The organism is Chromatium okenii, from assembly GCF_002958735.1.
Classification (GTDB): Bacteria; Pseudomonadota; Gammaproteobacteria; order Chromatiales; family Chromatiaceae; genus Chromatium; species Chromatium okenii_A.
The window spans coordinates 675,308-697,721 of record NZ_PPGH01000035.1; the positions used below are offsets into that span (position 1 = coordinate 675,308).

General features: G+C 47.2%; 19 protein-coding genes. 14 read left to right on the top strand and 5 right to left on the bottom strand.

What is annotated here, in order from left to right; translation table 11 throughout:
• The first annotated feature begins 12 nt into the window (after positions 1 to 12).
• Positions 13 to 696, top strand: coding sequence for a hypothetical protein (locus CXB77_RS11565; protein WP_105073987.1), 684 nt, complete (start codon positions 13 to 15; stop codon positions 694 to 696).
• Positions 697 to 887: 191 nt separating this feature from the next.
• Here the strand turns inward: CXB77_RS11565 and CXB77_RS11570 are convergent, their stop codons facing one another.
• The 3 genes from CXB77_RS11570 to CXB77_RS11580 form a co-directional block, all read right to left on the bottom strand.
• On the bottom strand, positions 888 to 2,786 hold the full coding sequence (locus CXB77_RS11570) for a PAS domain-containing hybrid sensor histidine kinase/response regulator (protein ID WP_105073988.1): 1,899 nt from the start codon (positions 2,784 to 2,786) through the stop codon (positions 888 to 890).
• A gap of 93 nt (positions 2,787 to 2,879) precedes the next feature.
• Positions 2,880 to 5,474, bottom strand: coding sequence for an EAL domain-containing protein (locus tag CXB77_RS11575; RefSeq protein WP_105073989.1), 2,595 nt, complete (start codon positions 5,472 to 5,474; stop codon positions 2,880 to 2,882).
• Positions 5,475 to 5,615: 141 nt separating this feature from the next.
• A complete protein-coding gene (locus CXB77_RS11580; RefSeq protein ID WP_105073990.1) occupies positions 5,616 to 6,110 on the bottom strand; it encodes a low molecular weight protein-tyrosine-phosphatase in 495 nt (164 codons plus the stop codon).
• 210 nt (positions 6,111 to 6,320) lie between these two features.
• On the opposite strand from CXB77_RS11580, the gene hypF reads away from it, so the two are divergent.
• The 8 genes from hypF (at position 6,321) to CXB77_RS11610 (ending at position 16,566) form a co-directional block, all read left to right on the top strand.
• Positions 6,321 to 8,630 (top strand): carbamoyltransferase HypF, encoded by a 2,310-nt coding sequence (gene hypF, locus CXB77_RS11585; protein ID WP_347338122.1) that lies wholly within the window; start codon positions 6,321 to 6,323, stop codon positions 8,628 to 8,630.
• Between the two features lie 45 nt (positions 8,631 to 8,675).
• A complete protein-coding gene (locus tag CXB77_RS11590; RefSeq protein ID WP_105073992.1) occupies positions 8,676 to 9,152 on the top strand; it encodes a rhodanese-like domain-containing protein in 477 nt (158 codons plus the stop codon).
• Between the two features lie 73 nt (positions 9,153 to 9,225).
• Positions 9,226 to 12,705, top strand: coding sequence for an Eco57I restriction-modification methylase domain-containing protein (locus CXB77_RS11595; protein WP_105073993.1), 3,480 nt, complete (start codon positions 9,226 to 9,228; stop codon positions 12,703 to 12,705).
• A gap of 28 nt (positions 12,706 to 12,733) precedes the next feature.
• Positions 12,734 to 13,009 carry a hypothetical protein gene (locus CXB77_RS20355; RefSeq protein ID WP_197711041.1) on the top strand — a complete coding sequence of 92 codons (276 nt, stop codon included), beginning with the start codon at positions 12,734 to 12,736 and terminating at the stop codon, positions 13,007 to 13,009.
• Positions 12,991 to 13,311, top strand: coding sequence for a phospholipase D-like domain-containing protein (locus CXB77_RS20360; RefSeq protein WP_277949400.1), 321 nt, complete (start codon positions 12,991 to 12,993; stop codon positions 13,309 to 13,311). Before CXB77_RS20355 ends, CXB77_RS20360 begins: the two co-directional genes overlap by 19 nt.
• A complete protein-coding gene (locus CXB77_RS11600; RefSeq protein ID WP_197711043.1) occupies positions 13,296 to 15,995 on the top strand; it encodes a DEAD/DEAH box helicase in 2,700 nt (899 codons plus the stop codon). Before CXB77_RS20360 ends, CXB77_RS11600 begins: the two co-directional genes overlap by 16 nt.
• Positions 15,996 to 16,061: 66 nt before the next feature.
• The gene (locus tag CXB77_RS11605) at positions 16,062 to 16,310 is read left to right on the top strand and encodes a type II toxin-antitoxin system HicB family antitoxin (protein ID WP_105073994.1); all 249 of its coding nucleotides are present in this window, start codon (positions 16,062 to 16,064) and stop codon (positions 16,308 to 16,310) included.
• A 64-nt stretch (positions 16,311 to 16,374) separates the two neighbouring features.
• Complete coding sequence (locus CXB77_RS11610) at positions 16,375 to 16,566, top strand: hypothetical protein (RefSeq protein WP_105073995.1); 192 nt, start codon at positions 16,375 to 16,377, stop codon at positions 16,564 to 16,566.
• 4 nt (positions 16,567 to 16,570) lie between these two features.
• On the opposite strand, the gene CXB77_RS11615 is transcribed toward CXB77_RS11610, so the two are convergent.
• Together CXB77_RS11615 and CXB77_RS11620 are read right to left on the bottom strand one after the other, a co-directional pair.
• Positions 16,571 to 16,837 (bottom strand): type II toxin-antitoxin system HicB family antitoxin, encoded by a 267-nt coding sequence (locus CXB77_RS11615; protein WP_105073996.1) that lies wholly within the window; start codon positions 16,835 to 16,837, stop codon positions 16,571 to 16,573.
• Positions 16,834 to 17,088: a type II toxin-antitoxin system HicA family toxin gene (locus tag CXB77_RS11620; RefSeq protein ID WP_105073997.1), complete on the bottom strand. Its 255-nt coding sequence runs from the start codon at positions 17,086 to 17,088 to the stop codon at positions 16,834 to 16,836. Before CXB77_RS11620 ends, CXB77_RS11615 begins: the two co-directional genes overlap by 4 nt.
• Positions 17,089 to 17,158: 70 nt before the next feature.
• Here CXB77_RS11620 and CXB77_RS11625 point away from each other — a divergent pair, with 70 nt between their 5' ends.
• From CXB77_RS11625 to CXB77_RS11645, 5 genes are all read left to right on the top strand, one after another.
• Positions 17,159 to 19,231 carry an SAM-dependent DNA methyltransferase gene (locus tag CXB77_RS11625; protein WP_105073998.1) on the top strand — a complete coding sequence of 691 codons (2,073 nt, stop codon included), beginning with the start codon at positions 17,159 to 17,161 and terminating at the stop codon, positions 19,229 to 19,231.
• A complete protein-coding gene (locus tag CXB77_RS11630; protein WP_105073999.1) occupies positions 19,210 to 20,325 on the top strand; it encodes an Eco57I restriction-modification methylase domain-containing protein in 1,116 nt (371 codons plus the stop codon). The genes CXB77_RS11625 and CXB77_RS11630 overlap by 22 nt, the downstream gene beginning before the upstream one ends.
• A 125-nt stretch (positions 20,326 to 20,450) precedes the next feature.
• The gene (locus CXB77_RS11635) at positions 20,451 to 21,062 is read left to right on the top strand and encodes a TaqI-like C-terminal specificity domain-containing protein (RefSeq protein ID WP_105074066.1); all 612 of its coding nucleotides are present in this window, start codon (positions 20,451 to 20,453) and stop codon (positions 21,060 to 21,062) included.
• Between the two features lie 62 nt (positions 21,063 to 21,124).
• Positions 21,125 to 21,517, top strand: a complete 393-nt coding sequence (locus CXB77_RS11640; protein WP_105074000.1) for a type II toxin-antitoxin system HicB family antitoxin — start codon at positions 21,125 to 21,127, stop codon at positions 21,515 to 21,517.
• An 8-nt stretch (positions 21,518 to 21,525) separates the two neighbouring features.
• Positions 21,526 to 22,414: hypothetical protein (locus tag CXB77_RS11645; protein WP_146108802.1), on the top strand; the 889-nt coding region annotated here is incomplete at its 3' end.

Consider the following 22,414-nt stretch of genomic DNA (forward strand, 5'->3'; position numbering starts at 1 on the left):
GGAGTAACCACGATGTCACGTCTTCTATTTATTGCGGCGCTGGCGCTAGTCAGTGCGACTGCCCAATCCGCGCCAATTGCTTATACCAACCGCGTCGAATTTTTAACGGCGCTGTCGGGTTTAACCACCCACACTCTGGATTTTGATTTAACAGATGCGGGTTCGCTGATCGGCAACGGTAATGCGTTGGACGGCATTACTTTTCATTACGATGAACTCGCCTCGTATAGTGTATCAATGCAGGTGCGTAATGATAATCTCACCACTTCGGGAACGAATTATCTCGGCACTACCGATTACGGCGTGTTTATGGACGGCGACGACTTTGATTTGAGTTTTGCCAACAGTTTCGCCATTGGCATGACCTTCATCACTGCTGGCGAGATGTTGAATGGCGACATCACCCTGACAGCAGGCAATACGAGCGTCGGTTTAGTCGCCGCTGCGGGTGTGCCGCTTGATGATGATAGCGTGTATTTTCTTGGCATCATTGATACCGCCGCTGCCTTCACGACGGCGAGCGTGACCGCATTTGGTGGCGCTGGCGGTCCATGGTTTGTCTATAACGTCGATGACATCGTGACTGCCAATTTGTACGCATCGCCCAATCCGGCTCCTGTTCCCGCTTCGCTGGCGCTCATTCTGGCTGGACTCAGCCCGCTCGGTTGGCAATTGCGGCATCGGCGGCACACTTAATCGCCCATAATCCTGCTAAACAAAGGGCGCAGCGAGCGCCCTTTTTATTTGTGCTAGAAATAACACAATTAAAAAATCATCCTTCGCATTGTAATCATTTCACGGAGATTTATCGGTGAGTACACAGTTTTTTAATGGCGCTGGTTTTTTGTATTGCGATTTATACTGGCGTGACGCAATTTGCAACCATGTCAATAGACTGAATTCATTAGCGCCAGCGCACCAAGATAATCAAAGCGTTCAATTAAATGCTGCAATTCTTCATTCAGATCGCCAAATGCAGCACGAAACAGCGGCGCTTCCGTGTGTATTAATTCATTCGCTGCCATATCACCTTCTTCTAACATGCGTTTAAACCGCATGACAAACACAGTAATCGTTGCTGCATCTATTTCCGCAGCAACCGGTAATGTGAATGATGCTTCTTTATTCATCACTGAAAACGTGGTGGCATGTGCATTCGTTGAAAGCCATTTTAAGAGCATGTTGTAAAGCTGATTGGCATCAATTGGTTTGGTGAGAAAGTCATTCATGCCTGCGGCTAAACAGGCCTGTCGATCTTCTTCAAACGCATTCGCCGTCAAAGCAATAATCGGGCGCACTTCCCAGCCGGGTAACATGCGAATTTGCTGCGTCGCTGCCAGCCCATCCAAACGCGGCATTCGTATATCCATCAATAGAACATCGGGGCGACACATCTTCGCCCGCTCCACTGCCTCCAGCCCGTCATTCACGGTATCGACCACCATTCCGACGCGCTGCAACAGTTCCATTGCCACTTCACGATTCACCGGATCATCTTCAACCAGCAACACCTGTCGTCCCAATCGGCGCTCGCACAACTGCGTCTCGGCATCTTTAATGTTCATTTGCAACGGCAACACGCCGGTTCCGCGTTTTAGCCATGCCGTCAACCAAAAGGTACTGCCTTGACCGGGAACACTTTCTACGCCGGTATCGCCGCCCATCAGCCGCGCTAAATGGCGCGTGATCGCCAAGCCCAAACCCGTGCCACCGAAACGGCGCGTGGTCGTTTCATCCGCCTGTTCAAACGCATTGAATAGCCGCGCCACTGCTTCAGGCGCGATGCCAATGCCGCTGTCGGTCACAGCAAATCGCACCAGTAATCGCCCGTCGCGTTCTTCTAACACTTTGGCGGATAACAGAATCGTGCCGCGCTCGCTGAATTTGAGCGCATTGCCAGCGTAATTGAGCAACGCTTGCCGCAACCGCGTGGGATCGCCGCGCAGCCAATTCGGTACGTGATCGCTGTCTACGGCGATCACCAAACCCCTCGCGCTGGCGCTGATGTCAATCAACGAACGTACTGAATCCAGCACATCCGCCAGCGCAAAATCCGTTTCTTCAAGCTGCATTCGTCCCGCTTCGATTTTCGATAAATCCAATACGCCATTGATAATGTTGAGCAAATGCTGCGCTGCGGTTTCGATTTTAGCGAGACGGCGAGTTTGCGCACTTTCGGTTAATTCGCGGCGCAGCAACTGCGTTAAGCCAATAATTGCATTCATTGGCGTGCGGATTTCGTGGCTCATATTGGCTAAAAACGTGCTTTTGGCGCGATTAGCGGTTTCTGCCCGTGCCGCAAATTCCTGTGCTTCAGCGTTCGCAATTTTCAGAGCGGCGTTGCTTGCCTGTAGTTGTTCCTCAGCATTGCGGCGAGCGGTGATGTCTACAGAAATGTTGCCAGTGGCAATCAATTGTCCGTCTACATCGTAGATTGGATATTTTTTTGTTAAGTAATACAACGTTCTTCCATCTGCGGCGAGCACCGGTTCCTCGCGGATAATCGCCTCGCCGGGCGCGAGCTGCTGCGCTTGCAGATCATCGGTCATGTAGGTGTGCACCGGCTCGCTGTCGGGTGACACGCCGAAGATTTCCGCATCGGTTTTACCGATCAATTCCGCATCGGAAGCATAGCCCGCAGCTCTGGCATAAGCGGGATTGGTCGCAATTACCCGCCGATTTAAATCCTTCACCACGATGATTGAATCACTGTGACGCACGACTGCGGCGAGCGCCGCCATGGTTTGTCGTTCTTGCCAATCGCTGGCGCGAGAATCTGTAGTCATCTGGCATCTCGCTGTATTTAAGCGTTACGCGGTTGGAATAAGTTGTCAGTTTTTAGTAACCATCGTGTTTTTACTGCTAACGAAATCCATTATTTAACTGCGTGATGACGGCAGACGACTTTTCCGTTCTTCAACGACGCGAAATGCCTCGCGCACTGCCTCACGCAATTCAGCGGTTTTCCATGGTTTGGTGAGAAAGCGGAAGATTTCGCCTTGATTGACTGAGCGGGTAATCAACAGGGGATCAAGTGTGCCGGAAAGCAAAATACGCAAGGTTTGCGGATACATGGAGCTGATCCGCCGCAGCAATTCGGCACCATCCATTTCGGGCATATCGCCATCGGAAATCACCACATCAACGTCATGCAGCGCCAGCAATTCCAGTGCATTGGTTCCGCGCCCCGCAACCAGCACTCGATAACCTTCATAGCTGAAGAGGCGATCCAAGATCAAACGAATCTGCGGGTCATCATCCACCAGCAACAATGTGCGCTGCGGCGCGAGCGTTTCATTGGGAAATACCAGCAACCGCTCGCTGCGCAATAACACTTCAAAATCAGAAGCAGCCAGCGGACGACTGAAATAATAACCCTGCATTTCGTCGCAATCGTGACTGCGCAAAAACTGCAACTGCGCTTCGGTTTCCACGCCTTCCGCAATCGCTGCCAAATTGAGACCATGCGCTAAGTTAATGATTGCGGTGATAATTGCGGCACTGCTGGGATCGTGCACGATGTCACGGACGAACGATTGATCAATTTTCAGGCGGTCGATATGAAACTGGCGCAGATAACTGAGCGACGAAAAACCCGTACCAAAATCGTCAATCGACAGCGACACCGATAATCCTTTCAGCCGCTGCGTCGCAGTGATAAATGCCGGCATGTCGCTCATCGCTGCGCTTTCGGTGATTTCCAATTCCAGATATTCCGGCGCTAAACCCGTTTCGCGCAGAGTTTTGGCGGTCAATTCCACGACATCACCAGCAGTAAATTGCAGCGCCGAAAGATTCACCGCCACCGTAATCGGCGGCAAACCCAATTGCTGCCATTCCTTATTTTGACGGCAGGATTCACGCAGCACCCACGCGCCGAGCGCCCAAATTAAACCGCATTCTTCCGCCAGCGGAATGAAATCACCCGGCGAAATCCACCCGCGTCGCGGATGCGGCCATCGCGCCAGTGCTTCTGCGCCGATGATTTGTCCATTGCGCAGATCAATCTGCGGTTGGTAATGCAGCGCCAGCCCGCCATTTTTGATGGCATCGCGTAAATCTGCTTCTAAATCAAGTCGCTCCAATGCACGAGCGTTCATTTCCGGCGCATAAAACCGAAAACCCTGACCGCCACTGACTTTAATTTTGGTCATCGCTGCGGTGGCATTGCGCAACAGCAGCTCGGCATTGCAGCCGTCTTTGGGAAAAGTGGCAATGCCGATACTGGCTGACAGCACGATTTCATGCGCATCAATCCACAGCGGCGCGTGCACAGCATCGAGCATCGGCTGGGCGTAATAGGCAATGATTTCTCGCTCATCAGCTTTGGTCACCAAAATGAACTCATCACCTTCCACTCGCGCCAGCGTGTCCGTCGCCGTGAGCAACCGTGCCAGCCGCTCCGTCACCACGCGCAGCGCCTGATCGCCCGCGCCCCGTCCCAAATTGGCATTGATACTTTTAAACCGATCAAGACTCAGCGTTAATATCGTCAACGGCTGGTGTTCTAAACGACTGCGTTCCAATGCTTGCATTAAACGGTCATAGAGTAAATTGCGATTAGGCAATCCAGTTAATTCATCAAAATTCGACTTCCGTTCAATCTGTTCCAAATAATGATTACGCTCGCTGACATCACGCCAAGCAATCACTGCGCCCTGTAGTTTACCGTTTTCAAATAACGGCATACAGGAATACTCCACTGGCATTCGCATTCTATTTTTGCAATAGAAATGATCGGCATAATTTTCAAGCACTCCGCCGCTTCTCACTGCGGAAAGCAGATGACAATCGTGATCAACGCCGCATTCACGTTGATCATTTTGATTGTGATGAATCGTGCGATGAAAATCTTTTCCCAATAATTCTTCTGGTCGATAACCGAGCATCATCGCCGCTGCGGGATTCACAAAGTCGATCTTTCCATTCAAATCTAAACCCTGAATACCTTCGCCAGTCGAATTGAGAATCATTTCCATGCGGTGATTGAGATGCGCCTGAGCGCGATCACTCGCATCCTGTACTGCCTGCACTTCCGTAATCCGCCGCGCTACTTCGCTTTCTAAAAAAGCGTTTTGATCCAGCAACCAACTGCGCACCTGTTTTAATTCCAATTGATTACTCACTCGCGCCAGCACCACCGAGGCAATCAGCGGTTTAGAAATGAAATCAGCTGCGCCCTGTTCTAAACACAGCGTTTCAGTTTCCGAGCTGTCCATTGCTGTAACGTAAATCACTGGAATATCGGCGGTTTGTGGATTTTCTCGCAGGCGCAATAGCACCTCATGCCCATCCATTTCCGGCATCATCAAATCGAGCAGAATTAAATCTGGCGGCGGCGCGAGCAGCGCGTATTTTAATGCGGTGATACCGGAATTTGCTGCCCGTACTCGATAACCCGCATTGCGCAGCAATTCGCCGAGAATGGTGAGATTTTCTGGAACATCATCGACGATCAATAGGGTTGCTGACATGTGAGTATTTTTCCTTGTAGAGATTTATTTTTATTATAAGTAGTCGTAGGTTGGGTTGCCGCTATTGGCAACCCAACAATTTACATCAATATCACGGTAATTGAGTTGCACCGTCATTGCCTAAATTATGCTGTGCTACTTTTAATCGCTGAGATGCGCATTGAGTTCAGCGAATAATCCCTGCGCTGCCGCAGTGACCAAATCAAATACCCGCTCAAATCCACGTTGTCCGCCGTAATACGGATCAGGCACATCGCGCACCTGTTGCTCTGGCGCAAAGTCCATGAATAACTTTATTTTTTCCGTCATATTTGGTGGACAAAGATCACGCAGATTGGCAGCGTTGTCCTCGTCCATTGCCAGAATGTAATCAAATCGCTCGAAATCCTCAGCGGTCACACGCCGAGCGCGTAAATCACGAATCTCAACTCCTCGTGCGCGGGCTGTTTCGCAAGCGCGTTGATCGGGGCGTTCGCCAAGATGATAAGCATGAGTTCCAGCGGAATCGACGCCAATGAGATGCTCTACATCATGGTCTTTTAATAGTTTGCGAAAAACACCTTCCGCAGTGGGCGAGCGGCAGATATTGCCCATGCACACGAATAGGACATTTAAACGCTGTTCTGGATATTTCATTGGAAAATCTCGTTAAATGAAAAAAGTTGTCAATTGTCGGTAACAACGCGGTTTTTACTGACAACCGACAATTGACAACTTTTTTAACTGCCTAACCGCTAAGACTATCGAATTTTAGATGAAAAAATACATGATTACTCTTTCAAAATTCGCTCCAACGTCTCTGGTTTAAAGACGGAATTAATTGAAAAAACCCGATTTACTGAACACATTCGCGTTTATGGTTTGGTGCAAGGCGTCGGATTTCGTCCCACCGTGTGGCGAGTCGCGCACGACTGCGGCATTACTGGCGAAGTGCGCAATGACGGCGCTGGCGTGTTGATTATGGCGCAAGCCGCAACACTTGCGGCATTGGAACAATTTTGTGCGCAGTTAATCACCGAATGTCCACCATTGGCGCGGATTGAACGGATTGAACGCACTGCGCAATCCACTGTATTGATTGCTGCGGAATTTGTCATTGCGTCCAGCGCCAGCACCGCGATTCGCACCAGCATCGTGCCTGACGCTGCGCCTTGCGCCGCCTGTCTCGCGGACATCCGCACCGCAGCCAATCGCCGTTACCGTTACGCCTTCACTAATTGCACCCATTGCGGCCCGCGTTTGAGCATCGTGCATCGCCTTCCTTACGACCGCGCTAATACCAGCATGGCAGCATTTGCGCTCTGTCCACACTGCGCAGCGGAATATGCCAATCCCGCTGATCGGCGTTTTCATGCCCAGCCGATTGCTTGCGCGAACTGCGGACCGCGAGTGTGGCTGGTGGATCGCGCTGGGCAAGTGCTTGATCCCGCTGATGATCCCATGCAGAGCGCCAGCCGTCTGCTCGCCGCTGGGCAAATTGTGGCGATTAAAGGTGTCGGCGGTTTTCAACTGGCTTGCGCAGCAACCAATGATGCTGCGGTTGCTGAATTGCGCCGCCGCAAACGTCGCCCAGAAAAACCGCTGGCGCTGATGGCACGCGATTTGGCAGTCATCGGTCGTTATTGCCAACTCAATGCTGAGGAATGCGCCGCGCTCACCAGTTCTGCTGCGCCGATCCTGTTGCTCCAACTGCGTCCCGATGCCGCACCGCTCGCTGCCGCACTCGCGCCAGAACAAACCACGCTCGGCATGATGCTGCCGTCGAGTCCACTTCATCACCTGCTGCTGGCGGACTGGGCGCAACCGCTCGTGATGACCAGCGGCAATCTCAATGACGAACCGCCGTGTTTGCGCAATGCTGAGGCGTTGAACCGTTTGGTAACGGTCGCCGACGCGCTGTTGCTGCATGATCGGGAAATCGTGCATCGCGCCGACGATTCACTGCTGCGCGTGGTGGCCGGAGCGCCACGATTGCTGCGGCGAGCGCGAGGTTTTGCACCAGCGCCGTTGCCATTACCGGCAGGATTTGCCGACGCGCCAGCCGTGCTCGCGTTTGGCAGCGAATTGAAAAACACCTTTTGTCTCACCCGTGACGGGCAAGCAATTTTATCGCCACATCTTGGCGATCTCGGCGACGCGGGCACTGCGCGGGCTTATCGCCAGCAGATCACGGAAATGCTGGCGCTGGTGCAGCATCAGCCGGAAGTATTAGCGATTGATTTACATCCTGATTATCACGCCAGCCACTTTGGGCGCGAGTGGGCGAGCAACGCCGAATTGCCGTTGATTAACGTGCAACATCATCACGCGCATCTGGCTGCCGTGCTCGCTGACCACGGCAGACCGCGCACGGCTGGCGCAGTGCTCGGCATTCTGTTGGATGGTTTGGGTTACGGAACGGACGGAACGCTGTGGGGCGGAGAATTTTTAATTGGCGATTATCAATCGTATCAGCGGGTTGCACATCTCAAACCGGTTGCGCTGCCCGGCGGAGTGCAGGCAATCCGCGAGCCGTGGCGTCACTTATACGCGCAATTGGTAAGCGCCGGACTCTGGGAAACGCTCCGCGCCCGTCATCCGCAATTGCCGATTGTGCGCGGGTTGCTGGCGCAACCGCTTGATTTATTAACGCAAATGCTGGCGCGAGGCATCAACGCACCGCGCACCAGTTCGGCTGGGCGACTGTGCGATGCCGTCGCTGCGGCGCTCGGCGCAGGCAATGAGCGCGTCAATTACGAAGGTCAGGCCGCAATTGCCCTCGAAACCTTGGCGACGAATGCGCTATCAACGGCTGGCGCGGGTTATTTGCTGGCGCAGGTGACGACGCCGAGCGCGATTCAACTTGATCCCGCGCCATTATGGACGGCGCTATTGAATGATCTCGCGCATGGCGTCGCCCGCGAGCACATTGCGGCGCGTTTTCATATTGGATTTAGCAATAGCATCATTGCATTATCCTGCGATTTAACTGCCCAACATCATTTGGATACAGTCGCACTTTCCGGCGGCGTATGGCAAAACCGCATCCTATTAGAAACTGTCAGCACTGCGCTAATGAAAACTGGCTTGCAAGTATTATTGCATCGACAAATTCCCGCTAATGATGGCGGGTTATCACTGGGTCAGGCCTGTATTGCCGCTGCGCAATTTACCTGACCTTTTTTATTGACCATGACTGAATGAAGACAACGGAAAAAACCAATGAAAAACTTTCTGGAATTGATGAAAAGCTGCTTGAGCGATATTCAAGAAATCATGCCGTGGGATTTAGAAGAACGTCTCGCTCAGAATCCTGAGTTATTACTGCTTGATGTGCGCGAACCGGATGAATTTGCTGCGATGCACCTTGCCGGATCATTGAATGTGCCACGTGGCATTTTAGAATCTGCGTGTGAATGGGATTATGAAGAAACTTTGCCAGAATTGGTGAAAGCGCGAGCGCGTGAAATCGTCGTGATTTGCCGCTCCGGTTATCGCAGCGTATTAGCAGCGCATTCGCTTACCGTGCTGGGTTATCAGCATGTCGCTTCATTAAAAACCGGATTGCGCGGCTGGAAAGATTACGATCAAGCCTTAGTCAATGGCGATGGTGAACCTGTTGATCTTGATGACGCTGATGTGTATTTCACTCCGCAATTGCGCCCTGATCAATTACGCCCAGCAGACTGGACAGAATAAATAACAGCAGCTTAATTGTGGGTTGGATTGACGGTGTCAACCCAACCTACGACTTAAAACAGATCACCAATCCATGTCAGAACCCCGTTTTGAACGTCGCAAAGCAATTAAAACTGCACTGTTATCTTTTACGCAGCAACCGCTCAAAATCGCTGCAATTAAGCTATTAAATACGCTCGGTTATCACAGCGATAAAACCGCTGATTTTGGTAATAGCGCCGATGACTTTCTCACCTATATCGAACAGCAAGCTCCAAACTATCCGCCTTTTAATCGCGCTCAATTGGCTGCCGATCAGTGGTTGTCTTGTGCGTTTTTATTTCAATTAACCGATGATGAAATTCAAACGAATAACAGGCTGCAATTCCCGCTTAAACAAATTGAATCTTTTGTTTTTTTAGCAGTTGATTTGAGCGGGGAAACGTGGTCACGAACGCAATTTGCATCTATCACGCGAGAACTCAATTGCCGCTTTCCCATGCCCGCAATCGTGCTGTTTCGTCATGGTCAATTCCTATCTTTGGCGGTCATTGATCGGCGTGATTCCAATCGTGAGGTAATTCACAGCCGCATCACGGTCATTAAAGATGTGTGTTGCTCGACACCACATCGCGCTCATCTCGATATTTTATCTGAATTGACGTTTAGCAACTTAATTGGTGAACGCAAACAGCGCCCGGCAAATTTCCGCGATCTTTATGATGCGTGGATTGCCGTGTTGTCGATTCAAAAACTCAATCAGCGGTTTTATACGGAATTGTCGTATTGGTATTTTTGGACATTAAAACAAGTGCAATTTCCGTCCGGCGGTGGTGCAAATGTTGAGCAGCGCAATGCAGTTGCGGTGATTCGCTTATTAACGCGCCTGATTTTTGTGTGGTTTATTAAAGAAAAGAAGTTAGTTCCAGCGGAGTTATTTGATCCGGCGGCGCTAAAAACGCTCTTGAAAACTGATCCCGCCGCTGCTGGTGACGCGGGCAATTATTATTGTGCAATTCTACAAAATCTCTTTTTTGCGACTTTGACTGTCAAACGCGGCGCATTGCGGAAATGGGCAACAACCGGCAGCGGCATGAATGGTTATCGTTATAAAAACTTATTTTGCGACGCACCAGCGGCATTAGATTTATTTGCGCGTATTCCTTTTTTAAATAGCGGTTTATTTGAGTGTTTGGATATGGAATCGACAACACACGATTTAGAAAATAATTTTGCGTTGCAAGCAATTTTTCCGAATCGCGTATTTTTTAACGGCGCGGGAGATGCAGATTTGAATGCCGATCTCGGCACTAAAAATAAACGTTACAACGTAAACGGCTTATTTGACATCTTTGCGCGTTATCAATTCACGGTTGAGGAAAATATGCCGCTGGAGGAAGAAGTCGCGCTTGATCCAGAAATGCTCGGTAAAGTATTTGAAAACTTATTAGCAAGTTATAACGCAGAAACCCAAACCACAGCGCGGAAACAATCCGGTTCTTTTTATACGCCGCGTGAAGTGGTGGATTATATGGTCGATGAAGCGTTGCTGCTTTATTTTGCACAAGCGGTCACGGTTGACGATCAAGCTGCATTCAAACAGCAATTGCGCGAGTTATTGGCTTATACCAGTGACGGCAATCCGTTTGCGCCGGAAATCACTGCGGCGCTCATTGCGGCAATTGAGGCGCTGCGCATTCTTGATCCCGCTTGCGGTTCGGGCGCATTTCCAATGGGTGTTTTAAATAAATTGGTGCAGGTATTGCGCAAACTTGATCCGAATAATGCGCAGTGGCGAGCGGATTACACTCGCAAACGCTATCTTATCAATCATTGCATTTACGGAATTGATTTACAGCCAATTGCAGTACAAATCACCAAGCTGCGCTTTTTTATGGCATTGCTTGTGAATCAACAGGTTGATTTGACAGCCGACAATTTTGGTATTACGGCGCTGCCGAATTTGGAAACGAAATTGATCGCCACCGATAGTTTAATGCCAATTGCGGCATTGCAAATAAAGTTACGCGATAAATTGGTGCAGTTATTACAATCCGATCAATTTGCGGCAGCGGAAACGGTCAAGCAGTGGATGTTCCAAATAAATAGCGGTTTTGACATCGTGATCGGCAATCCGCCGTATGTGCGTCAAGAAGCGATTAAACATCTAAAAGAATCATTTAAGAAAAACTACGCTTGTTTTACCGGCACAGCAGATTTATACGTTTATTTCTTTGAACGGGCGGTGACGTTATTAAAACCAAATGGCGTGTTGTCGTTTATTACTTCCAATAAATGGTATCGCGCCAAATATGGAACAAAATTGCGCCAATGGTTGAATCTGCACACACGCTTACAACAATTGCTTGATTTCGGTGATGAAGCGGTGTTTACCGCTATTGCGTATCCAACCATCGTGATTGCAACGCGCCGTCCGGAAGAAGTGATAAAACCCGCTGCCGATGAACAAATACGGATGTTGAATTGGGCGCAGCAATCGCCAATTGAAACATTTCCGGCAGTGTTTGCGGCTGAGAGTTTTGAGGTCGCGCAAGCAGAATTGAAAGATGAAGGCTGGCAATTAGAACCGCCATTGCAACGGCAATTATTAGCGCGAATTCAACAAGCCGGAACGCCGCTCGGTCAAACTGTGCGCGGGCGTTTTTATTATGGCATTAAAACCGGATTGAATGAGGCATTTGTGATTGATGGCGCAACGCGGGCGCGTTTAATTGCGGCTGATCCCAATTCGGCAGAAGTGATTAAACCATTATTGCGCGGGCGCGATGTAAAACGTTGGCAAGTGGTGTCGCCGGATTTATGGCTGATTTTTACGCGGCGACCTTTTCCAATAGAAAATTATCCAGCAATTGCTGCGCATTTGGAACAATTTAAGGCGCAGTTAATGCCAAAACCAGCGGATTGGGATGGCGATTGGTTTGGACGGGCAGCGGGTCATTATGAATGGTTTGAACTGCAAACCAGTACTGCATATTGGGAAGAATTTGCGCAACCAAAAATCATCGTGCCTGCAATTACAAATACTGTGAATTATGCAGCCGATCTTAACGGTTTTTATAGCAACGATAAAACTAGCATTATTGTTGCAACCGATTGGCGTTATTTACTGGCGGTGTTAAATTCTCGTCTGTCGTGGTGGTGGATTCAGCGATTATGTGCCAGTAAAGCGAACGGATTTTTTGAATTCAAGCCCATGTATATCAGCCAGTTTCCTATTCCTGCGGCATCAGATCAGCAAAAGTTAGTTTTAGAAACACTCGTAACCACAATTTTGAATGCTGCCGAATTGCGGTTTGAGCAACTGATTAACGCGCTCGTTTATGAACTCTATTTTCCTGCTGAATTACATCACGCCAACATTCACATCTTTGCTATGTGTGAAAATGCGCAGATCACGCAACTTGCGGCAATGGATAATGTCGCTATCAGTCAATTCGTAAATCGCATTTTTGCTGCGACTCATCCGATTGCTAAATTGTTATTAGAAGTGCAACAATTGCCGGTGGTGCAATTAATTGAAAGTCATAACGCGGCAATCAACAGTGCTTGTTAATAATTGGATCAATCAGGAATTCTCAATCATGTCGAAACAGCCATCTTCAGCACCCACATTGCACGGCATTCGTGATAATCATCAGCGCGGAAAAGTCATTGATTTTTTATCGCAGCATGTGACCGCTAACAGTCAATTAGCCATCGTTTCCGCCTATTTTACCATTTACGCTTATGACGCGCTGGCGACGGAATTAGATCAAATCCAACATTTGCGTTTTTTTTTGGTGAGCCCAGTTTTATTACCGCGCTTGATCCGAATAAAAATGATAAAAAGTATTTCAACATTGCAGATGAAGGTTTAGATTTAGCCAATCGCTTACGCCAACGCGATGTGGCACGGCGCTGTGCTGATTGGATACGAGAAAAGGTTGAAATTCGTTCTATGCGGCACGCGAATTTATTACATGGCAAACTGTATCATATTCATGATGGACATCGGGAACATGCGTTATTGGGCAGTTCTAATTTTACGCAGCGTGGTTTGGGTTTATCTGCTACGCCAAACATTGAATTAAACTTAATTGTTGATGGCGACCGCGATCGCGCCGATTTAAAACGTGGTTTGATGAACTTTGGAAAAATCAACAATTGGTTGTTGATGTGAAAGATGCCGTGCTGCGTTATTTAGAACAGCTTTATGTCAATCATAACGCTGAGTTTATTTATTACAAAACACTATATCATGTCTTTGAACGGTTTTTAATCAGTCAAGAACGCGATGCTGCTTTATTTGAACAAACCGCGCTGGTTGATTCCGCGATTTGGCAAGTATTATTTGATTTTCAACGCGATGGTGTCAAAGGTGCATTGCGCAAAATTAATGCACACAATGGCTGTATTTTGGCGGATAGCGTGGGTTTAGGTAAAACCTATACTGCGCTGGCGGTGATTAAATACCATGAATTGCGCAATCAACGGGTGCTGGTGCTTTGCCCGAAACGTTTGCGAGAGAATTGGACTGTTTATCTGGCACAAAATAACAGTGAATTAAACCCTTTTTTGCGAGATCGTTTTGCATATACGGTTTTATCGCATACCGATTTGTCGCGTTCCGGTGGCAAAGTGGATGGCGTCGATTTAGCGACATTTAACTGGAATCAATTTGATTTGATTGTGATTGATGAATCACATCATTTTCGGAATGCTCTGCGCAGCAAACGTGATGATAGCGGTCGCATCATGCGTAAAAGCCGTTATGAACGGTTATTGGAAGACATCGTCAAATCTGGCATCAAAACGCGGGTGCTGTTGTTATCGGCAACACCAGTAAATAATGATTTAAACGATTTAAGAAACCAGATTTATCTCATTACTGAAGGGCGCGATGATGCTTTTGCCAAAGCGTTTGGCATTCGCAGTATTAAAGAAACTTTGGCAGTTGCACAAAAAGCGTTTATAGAATGGGCGCAGCCCAAACGCAGCGATAATCAAAATGCCAATGACAGTGGTAATGAAAAAAATGCCAATGCGTTAATGGCTAAGTTATCTGTAGGATTTTTTACGCTTTTAGATGAATTAACGATTGCCCGTTCACGCCAGCATTTGCACAAGCATTATCAGGCATCAATTGCTCAAATTGGACAATTTCCACAGCGCAAAAAACCGGATTCTATTTTTCCTGAGATTGATTTGCAGCGGCAGTTTCCGTCGTATCAAAAACTGAGTGAAGATATTAGTGGTTACAAATTGTCGCTGTTTAATCCCGCGTATTATGTATTGCCAGATTCTGAAAAACATTATGCCCCGTATAAGCAATTAAACTTTACGCAGAAAACCCGTGAAACTTTTTTAATTGGCATGATGAAAGTTAATTTTCTGAAACGTTTAGAAAGTTCGGTGTTTTCTTTTGCGATTACGATGCAGCGTACTGTTGAAAAAATTGAACAACTTGAACAGCGTTTGCTGCAATTTCAAGCGCAGGATCAGCAAGCAGAAATATCAGTACAAATTGATGAACTTGACGAAGAAGACGATGAACTTGCAGAAGCCTTTCAGGTTGGCGGCAAACTCAAGTTTCAGATGGCGCATTTAGATATTGCGGCATGGTTAAGTGATTTAGCCGCTGATAAACAGCAGTTATCGTCATTAGCCAATACTGCGCAGGCAGTCACAATTGAACGCGATGAAAAGTTAGCGAAACTGAAAGAGATCATTTTAGAAAAAGTGACGCATCCAACCACAAATCGCAACGGAGAAAAAAATCGCAAAGTGTTAATTTTTTGCGCCTTTGCTGATACCGCTAGTTATCTTTATGATGCGCTGGAAACATGGGTTAAGAATTCGCTTAAAGTGCATATTGCATTGGTTTCTGGTGGTTCTAAACCAAATCGTACAACCTTGGGTAATCCAGATTTTACACAAATTTTAATTCACTTTGCGCCACGTGCAAAACGACGCGAACAATTCACCACGCTATCGCAAGATGAAGAAATAGATATTTTAATTGCAACCGATTGTATTTCTGAAGGGCAGAATCTACAAGATTGTGGTTTGTTAGTGAATTACGATATTCATTGGAATCCAGTACGAATTATTCAACGCTTTGGGCGCATTGATCGCATCGGCAGTTTGAATACTGAAATTCAGTTAACCAATTTTTGGCCAACACATGATTTGAATCAATATATTAATCTGAAAAATCGTGTGGAAGCGCGAATGGCATTGGTCGATATTGCCGCAACAACAGAAGATAATATCTTGCTTCCAGAAGATTTACGCAAATTAGCGAAAGATGATTTAAATTATCGTGATAAACAATTAAAGCGCCTGAAAGATGAAGTATTAGATTTGGAGGATTTTAACGAATCTGTGACGCTCACTGCATTTACACTGGATGATTTTCGGATGGAATTAAATAGTTATATTCAGGCTAATTTAGTTCTATTACAAGATGCGCCGCTAGGTTTATATGCAGTGGTTCCAGTGTGCGCCGATTATCCGTCAATTCAACCCGGTGTGATCTTTTGTTTGCGGCAGCGATTGGCTGGAGATGATGCGAATGCAGTCAATCCATTACATCCTTATTTTTTAGTTTATGTTCATGACAATGGCAAGGTGGGCTATAACTTCATCAAACCAAAACAGATATTGGAGATTTGGCGGGCGCTGAGTGTGGGAGGTCAAACAAAACCCTATGCTCAATTGTGTGATTTGTTTGATGCTGAAACGCAGCATGGTCAAGAGATGTCAAAATATAACGCGCTGTTGATTAAAGCAGTGGCGGCAATGCAAAACAGTTTAATGAAAAAAATTCTGGTAATCTGTTTGCAAGTCGGGGTGGTCAGTTAATCGCTGCCGCCACTGATTTTGACCTCGTGACGTGGTTGGTGGTTAAATAGTATTTGGTGAGATGTGATGCTCAATCTGAAATACAAGCTAGTTATTGAAGCAACAGAAGACCCTGAGTTTTTTTCTTTTTATTCTCCCGATCTTCAGGGGTTTACCGGCGTTGGATGCTCTATTGAAAATTGCATCACACAAGCAATTTCTGAAATAGATGAACATCTTTTAGTGTTAAAAGAAAACGATTTGCCAATTCCAATGAGTAATCCTGATCCAACGGTAACGATTAAAAACTCGCGGCGCATTGCTGAAGCAGCTTAATTGTAGGTTGGGTTGACGCTGTCAACCCAACTCTGTTGCCGTACTATTAGCATGAGGAAAGCGAATGAGCGCGAAATTGAATGTTACGGAATCTTGGGTTGATCCCGATGATGCGCCAGAATTAACTGATGATTTTTTTGAAACCGGTATATGGAAAATTGGAGAGCGCGATGTTTCTCGTGCGGAAGGTGAGGCGATGATGCGTCAAACATATTGCACGGAAATCAATCCGCTGAATGATATTTTGCGTGATTGATTACTCATTTTGCTAATTCGCATACTGTTTTGCGACATGGTTCTATTACTGTTATTTGATGCTCAACGCCTTTTTGCGGTGTTTTGCCAATTTTTTGACAGGTTTCTAAATAATCATCGACGGCTTCAATGAATGCAAAACGTAAATCAGCAACGGTATCAGCATGAAAGCTCACAATATCAGTCAGTCCAACTAAGTGACCAATTAGAAGGTCATCGCGTTCATCAAACTCAATGCGGGCGCTGTAGCCTTTATATGTCCAGCGATTCATGGTGTAATTCCTATGAGTGTTAAAAAAGTACAAGCTGCTTCAACTTGGTATGCTTTAGCTTCTTTTGCGGGATGCGGTCGGTGAAAAGTGCCCACATGGTTGCCGTATACAAAGCGCACCCGTGAGCCGCGTCCTTCAATCAATTGGCAACCAATGGCAATAAATAGCATTTCAATCCGCGCCCATTCTAGGTTAGCACTCGTTGGCTTGGCGAAAATGGCTTCTAACGTTTTGCGGTGTTTGCTGTTCATGGATAAATTATAGCAAATAAATATCAAAGTTTTGCAAGTTAAACAGATTCAGTCAACAGGATAACCACCCATGTCAGAACCTCGGTTTGAACGTCGCCAAGCATTGCAAACGGCACTATTGGCGTTTACGCAGCAACCGCTAAAAAACGCCGCCATCGCGTTATTCAATACGCTCGGTTATCACAGCGATAAAACTGCTGATTTTGGTAATAGCGCCGAGGAATTTCTCGGTAATATCGAACGACTATCTCCAGATAATCTGTCGTTTAAGCGCAGTCACCTTTATGCCGAGAAGTGGTTGTCTTGTGCGTTTTTGTTTCAATTAACCGATGATGAAATTCCGGTGCTGGCTACGCCACCAAACTTATTCAATGAAGCGCAGCAACTGATGCCCAGCGAGATTGAATCCTTTGTTTTTTTAGCGATTAAATTGGATGGTGAAACGTGGTCGCGGACGCAATTTGCATCTATCACGCGGGAACTCAATCGCCGCTTTCCAATGCCTGCAATTGTGCTATTTCGTCATGGGCAATTGTTGTCTTTGGCGGTGATTGATCGGCGCGTTAATTTGCGCGATTCCAGTCGTGATGTGATTCATAGCCGCATCACGGTTATTAAAGATGTGTGTTGCTCGGCACCACATCGCGCTCATCTGGATATTTTATCTGAGTTGACGTTTAGCGCCTTAATTGGTGAACGTAAACAACGCCCGAAAAACTTCCGCGATCTTTATGATGCGTGGATTGCGGTGTTGTCGATTCAAAAACTCAATCAGCGGTTTTATACGGAATTGTCGTGTTGGTATTTTTGGACAGTTAAACAAGTGCAATTTCCACGCGGTGGCGGTGGCGAGGTTGCGCAGCGTAACGCAGTTGCAGTGATTCGGTTATTAACGCGCCTGATTTTTGTGTGGTTTATTAAAGAAAAGAAGTTAATTCCAGCGGAGTTATTTGATCCAACGGCGCTAAAAATGCTCTTGAAAACTGATCCCGCCGCTGCTGGTGACGCTGGTAATTATTATTGTGCAATTCTGCAAAATCTCTTTTTTGCAACTTTGAATGTTGAGCGCGGCGCATTGCGAAAATGGGCGACAACCGGCAGCGGTATGAAAAATGATCGTTTGATTCATTCAGTATATCGGTATAAAGATTTATTTTGCGATGCGCAGGCAGCGTTAGATTTATTTGCGCAGATTCCTTTTTTGAATGGTGGTTTATTTGATTGTTTGGATCGGGAAGTGACGGAACGCGATTTAGAACGGCATCCAGAATTGAAGGCAATCGCTAATCAAGAAGGCAACGGTTTGGTATTGCGGATTGATGGTTTTTCACGTCGCGCCGAAGCGCAGGCAATGGTTCCAAATCGGGTATTTTTTAACGGCGCAGCAGATGTCGATTTGAACACTGATCTCGGCACTAAAAATAAACGTTATCAAGTAAACGGGTTATTTGACATCTTTGCGCGTTATCAATTCACGGTGGAAGAAAATATGCCGCTGGAGGAAGAAGTCGCGCTTGATCCAGAATTGCTCGGCAAGGTGTTTGAAAACTTATTAGCTAGTTATAACGCGGAAACCCAAACCACAGCGCGGAAACAATCCGGTTCTTTTTATACGCCGCGTGAAGTGGTTGATTATATGGTGGATGAAGCGTTGCTGCTTTATTTTGCGCAAGCGGTCGCAGTTGACGATCAAGCTGCATTCAAACAGCAATTGCGCGAGTTATTGGCTTATACCAGTGACGGCAATCCGTTTGCGCCGGAAATCACTGCGGGGCTCATTGCCGCAATTGAGGCGTTGCGTATTCTTGATCCCGCTTGCGGTTCGGGCGCATTTCCAATGGGGGTCTTAAATAAATTGGTGCAGGTGTTGCGCAAACTTGATCCGAATAATGCGCAGTGGCGGGCGCAAAATCGGGCGCATTTAGAGGCAAATTATCACAGTCTTAAAACCATTCCTGATCTGGTATTGCGCGATGAAAAAATGCAGCACGCGGAAGAAGAATTAGCGCAGTTTGATCGCACGTTTTCTCATCATCACGCGGATTACACCCGCAAACTCTATCTTATCAATCATTGCATTCACGGGATTGATTTACAGCCAATTGCGGTGCAAATCGCTAAATGCGCTTTTTTATTGCATTGATTGTGAGTCAACAGGTTGATTTAGCAGCCGATAATTTTGGCATCACTGCACTGCCGAATTTGGAAACAAAATTGATCGCCGCCGATAGTTTGACGCCAATTGCCGCGCTGCAAATGGAATTACGCGATCCGCGCATTGATGAGACAGAACAAGCGTTGACGCAAGCCAATGAACACTATTTTTCAGCTCGCACCAGTAAAACCAAACGCAAATGGCGCGACCGCATTGGCGATTTACGCGATGAATTGGCGCAGTTATTACAAGCCGATCAATTTGTGGCGGCGGAAACGGTCGCGCAGTTGGTGCATTGGAATCCGTTTGATCAAAACACTGCCGCTGGTTTTTTTGATGCGCAGTGGATGTTTCAGATGAACGGCGGTTTTGACATCGTAATCGGCAATCCGCCGTATGTGCGTCAAGAAGCCATTAAACATCTGAAAGACGCATTTAAGAAAAACTACGATTGTTTTACCGGCACGGCGGATTTATACGTTTATTTCTTTGAACGCGCAGTGACGTTATTAAAACCAGATGGCGTGTTGTCTTTTATCACTTCCAATAAATGGTATCGCGCCAAATATGGAACAAATTTGCGCAAATGGCTCAATCAACATACGCGCTTGCAACAAGTGCTTGATTTCGGTGATGAAGCGGTGTTTACCGCTATTGCGTATCCAACCATCGTGATTGCAACGCGCCGTCCGGCAGAAGTGATAAAACCCGCTGCCGATGAACAAATACGGGTGTTGAATTGGGCGCAGCAAGCGCCAATTGAAACATTTCCAGCAGTGTTTGCGGCTGAGAGTTTTGAGGTCGCGCAAGCTGAATTGAAAGATGAAGGCTGGCAATTAGAACCGCCGTTGCAACGACAATTGTTGGCGCGAATCCGGCAAGCCGGAACGCCGCTCGGTCAATATGTACACGGGCGTTTTTATCGTGGCATTCTTACGGGATTGAATGAGGCATTTGTGATTGATGGCGCAACGCGGGCGCGTTTGATTGCGGCTGATCCCAATTCGGCAGAAGTGATTAAACCGTTTTTGCGTGGGCGCGATGTGAAACGCTGGCAAGTGCATTTCTTGATCAATACTTAATTAAAATACCGTCATCAGAAAATGTGACGCATAACTGGAGCAATCAATCAGAATCTGAAGCGGAAAAGTTATTTGCTCAATGTTATCCGGCAATACATGCACATTTTCAGCGTTACCGACAAGCAATGATTAACCGTTCTGATCAAGGAAAGTATTTCTGGGAGTTGCGCAGTTGCGCCTATTGGCAAGAATTTGAGCAGCCCAAGATTATTTATCCAAACATTTGCTCAAGCAATCAATTTGCTTGGGACGAAACAAGATTTTATGCGAATCAAAAGACTTTTATTATTCCGTGCGGATCAAAATTTTTGCTGGGCTATCTCAACTCATCAACTGTAATGTGGTTATTTATGCAACTGCTGCCGAAATTACAAAATGAGTTTTTTGAACCAAGCGCAGCATTTATGCGGCAGTTTCCTATCCCCGAAGCAACGGCGAAGCAACAGGAAACGCTGGAAACACTTGTCACTGCAATTTTGAATGCTGCCGAGCTGCGTTTTGAGCAACTAATTAACGCGCTCGTGTATGAACTCTATTTTGCTGCCGATTTGCATAACGCCAACATTCAGTTATTCGCTGCGTGTGAAGCAGCGCAGATCACGCAACTTGCGGCAATGGATAATGCCGCTATTCTTAAATATGCAGATTGCATCTTTGCTGCCGATCATGCAATTGCCAAGCTGTTGGTTGCAGTGCAGAATTTGCCGGTGGTACAATTGATTAAAGGTAGAGAATGAATAGTCAAACACTATAAAAAGCAATCATCACAACATGCCCGAATAAGTCAGAGGAAAAAGCGATGAGATTCTTGATTGCAATTGAACCGAGTACTACAACAACTGCTTTCGGAGTTGTTGTACCAGATTTGCCCGGTTGCTTTTCGGCAGGTGATACGATTGATGAAGCATTGGATTCTGTATTAGAAGCAATAGATTTACATCTGGAAGGTATTATTGAAGACGGCGGCGAGATTCCATTGTCGAAACCAATTGCCGAACATCTCGCAAATCCTGATTTTGCAGGATGGATTTGGGCAATAGTAACAGTGGATATTTCGCGGTTTGAAAAGCAGGAAGAAATCAATATCAGTTTACCCAATGATTTACTGATTAAACTTGATGATTACGTTCGGGCGCATGGAACAACGCGCTCTAGTTTTTTTGCGGATGCAGTGCGAATTGCGATGCGTTGAAATAACCCATGCTTGCGCATCAAAAAATCATCGCTTTGCTGTTATTCAGCGCCAGCACCGCCGTTATTGCGGCAACTGCGCCGTTTGATTTCAGCGGCAAAGTGAGCGGCGGTTACGATTCCAATCCAGCACAAACCAATGTAAATCAAGGCTTTGCGTTTGTGCACACCGATTTAGATGCGGCTTATCACGCCAGCGATGCGTTGACGGTCGGAATCAATGGTTGGAACCGCGATTTCACTGCAAATAACCTGATGTCGCGCCTCACGCTCTACAGCGATTGGGCGCATGACATTGCACAAGGTCTTGGTTTATTAACAGTTTCACTCGCTGCTGCGGCTTACCGTGACCGTATCGTTCCCGCAGATGAACGCGACGAAATGGCGTTGATGCTGCGCTACGATCACATTCTCGACGCTCGCAACAACCTGAGCATTAGCGGCGAATTGCGCCAGCTCGCCTATCAACAAGCCGCGCTGCCGTGGGCGGGTCGTCCCGGTTCTGATCCGCGTGAACACGAAATGCGCGAACGCAACCCCATCAAACCATTGGAAATTATGCAAAATGGCGCTGATGCCAGCGGACGCACCGATTGGCAAACTGCCACCCGTCTTGATCTGACGCACTACTGGTCGCCGACGCGCTCCAGCGTGTTGACCGTCAGCATTGATCGCTGCGCTTCGCCAATTGCGACCGAGGCTTTTATGCGACACAACATCGGCGGAGTGCTGCGCTGGGAACCGAGGCCAAAATGGTCACTGGAATTCAACTTTGATTGGTCGCGTCTGCGTTACGACGCTGCGCCGCAACAGCATGAACGTATTGATTTACAACGTGGATTGGGAATTGAACTGCGCCGGCGCATTGACCTTAACAGCGCGTGGTTTTGTCGCAGTG